Origin of the sequence: Nocardioides sp. CPCC 206348 (assembly GCF_048654705.1) — a bacterium.
Classification (GTDB): Bacteria; Actinomycetota; Actinomycetes; order Propionibacteriales; family Nocardioidaceae; genus Nocardioides.
The window spans coordinates 9536-11232 of sequence record NZ_JBMCZA010000213.1; the positions used below are offsets into that span (position 1 = coordinate 9536).

Consider the following 1697-nt stretch of genomic DNA (forward strand, 5'->3'; position numbering starts at 1 on the left):
CCGACTCGGTCGCGTCGGCCGGATCGGCCCGGTGCGTGCCGTGCTCGACCAGGGCGACCAGGAGAACTTCTGCCGCCCCGCGGTCGACGTGCTGTTCCGTTCGGCACTGGATGTCTACGGCGGTGGCGCCCTCGCCACGGTCCTCACCGGCATGGGGCACGACGGCCTTGCCGGTGCCCGGCAGCTGGCAGCCGCGGGCGCCCGGATCCTCGTCCAGGACGAGGAGAGCTCGGTCGTGTGGGGGATGCCCGGTGCCGTTGCGGGCGCCGGCCTCGCCGACGACGTACTCCCGCTGGAACAGCTGGGTGACCGGATCGTGGCGACCGTGCGCCGCTCTCGCGCCGCCTGACCGGACGTCCGCTGTCGCCCGGGTGGCGATCGACGCCACCAACGTGATCGGCAACGTGATCGGCAACGTGACGGCAGCCTCGGTCAGTAGATGCGCGACCAGCTGGTACGGAACGCCCAAGCCGAGGCCAAGGACGCGTTCGGCACCCCGATCGTGCTCACGCCGTGATGTCGAGATAGACAGGAACGGACCGGGTGGCGGTCGCGTCGCTGACCCGGTCGGTCAGTCGTTGCTGCTGACGCGTGTCGGAGAGCATCGCCGGGATGGCCGACATCAGTCGCTGCTGGCGTTCCAGCAACACCCGCGCGCGGGGCAGGAACTCGTCGGGGATCGGGCCGAGGTCCGTCGGCGGCTGCCACGGAGCCTGGTCGAGGGCGCGGCGACCCTGGAGCATCCGCTCCGCGTGGTCGGCGTGCGCCTCGAGGCGGTCGAGCGCCTCGCGCCAGGTGACCGGGCGACGCGGGCCGTTCGGTGGCGTGCTCACTGGATCGCCGCCGCCATCGCCGCTTCTCGCCACGTGTCGCACAGCTGGCGGGCGAGGCCGAGCGCCTCGGTCGACGTCGCGGCGTCGCGGCGGATGTTCGCCAGCACCAGCTGGTTGCGCAGGTAGGCGTAGAGCGCAGCCAGCTCGGGGCCGCCCTTCATCTTGTCGACCTGCAGGCTCGACTCCAGCTCCAGCACGATGTCCTGGGCATGCACCAGGTGCTTGTGCGCGCTCTCCCAGTCGCCCTGCTGCTGGGCGCCGTGGCCACGTTCGATGTCGAGGACCAGTCGTTCCAGCAGCATCACCAGCAGGCGTGCGGGCGACGCGGTCGAGACGGCGTTGGACTGGTAGGCCGCATGGGCGGTCAGGGCGTTCATCGGTGATTCCTCACTCGCTTGACGCGGTCAGTGACGCCAGCTGGCTGGAGAGCCAGCTGGATTGGGCCTGCATCTGGGAGAGCGCGGTCTCCAGTGCGGTGTACTGCCGCTCCAGGGAGGAGCGGCGCAGCTCGAGGCGGTCGTCCCAGCGGGAGATGTTCTCGTTGAGGCGACTGATGGCCGTGCCGTGGCTGGTGATCGCCGTGGTCACCGAGCCGTCGTACTTGTCGCTCGCGGCCTTGGTGACCGCCTCGATCCGGGCCGTGAATCCGGTGGGTCCGGTGAAGGCAGCGGCGGCGGCGATCGGGTCGTCCTTGTACGACGCGGTGAACTTCTCGGCGTCGAAGGTGAGCTTGCCGTAGCGGTCGACCTGGATGCCGTACTTGGCCATCGACGTGCCGTCGGCCGGATACATCGCCTCCTGCAGGGCGCCTGCGACGCGACGCAGGGCGCTGTCCCCGGCGAGGACGCCCTTCGCGGTGGTGCT

Annotated in this window: 4 protein-coding genes; 1 reads left to right on the forward strand and 3 read right to left on the reverse strand. The window is 70.5% G+C overall.

Going from position 1 to position 1697, the window contains the following annotated elements; all coding sequences use genetic code 11:
- Positions 1-349, forward strand: a 349-nt coding sequence (locus tag ACOADB_RS22610) for a CheB methylesterase domain-containing protein (RefSeq protein ID WP_378603944.1), incomplete at its 5' end; no start/stop codon positions are given.
- A 157-nt stretch (positions 350-506) separates the two neighbouring features.
- On the opposite strand, the gene ACOADB_RS22615 is transcribed toward ACOADB_RS22610, so the two are convergent.
- The 3 genes from ACOADB_RS22615 to fliD all read right to left on the reverse strand — a co-directional run.
- A complete protein-coding gene (locus tag ACOADB_RS22615) occupies positions 507-833 on the reverse strand; it encodes a hypothetical protein (RefSeq protein ID WP_378603947.1) in 327 nt (108 codons plus the stop codon).
- On the reverse strand, positions 830-1210 hold the full coding sequence (gene fliS, locus ACOADB_RS22620; protein ID WP_378603950.1) for a flagellar export chaperone FliS: 381 nt from the start codon (positions 1208-1210) through the stop codon (positions 830-832). The genes ACOADB_RS22615 and fliS overlap by 4 nt, the downstream gene beginning before the upstream one ends.
- A gap of 10 nt (positions 1211-1220) precedes the next feature.
- On the reverse strand, positions 1221-1697 hold a 477-nt coding region (fliD, locus tag ACOADB_RS22625), incomplete at its 5' end, for a flagellar filament capping protein FliD (RefSeq protein ID WP_378603953.1).

Excerpts from the sequence above, each read along its gene's own strand:
- fliS (WP_378603950.1), bottom strand. The coding sequence starts at position 1,210 with ATGAACGCCCTGACCGCCCATGCGGCCTACCAGTCCAACGCCGTCTCG.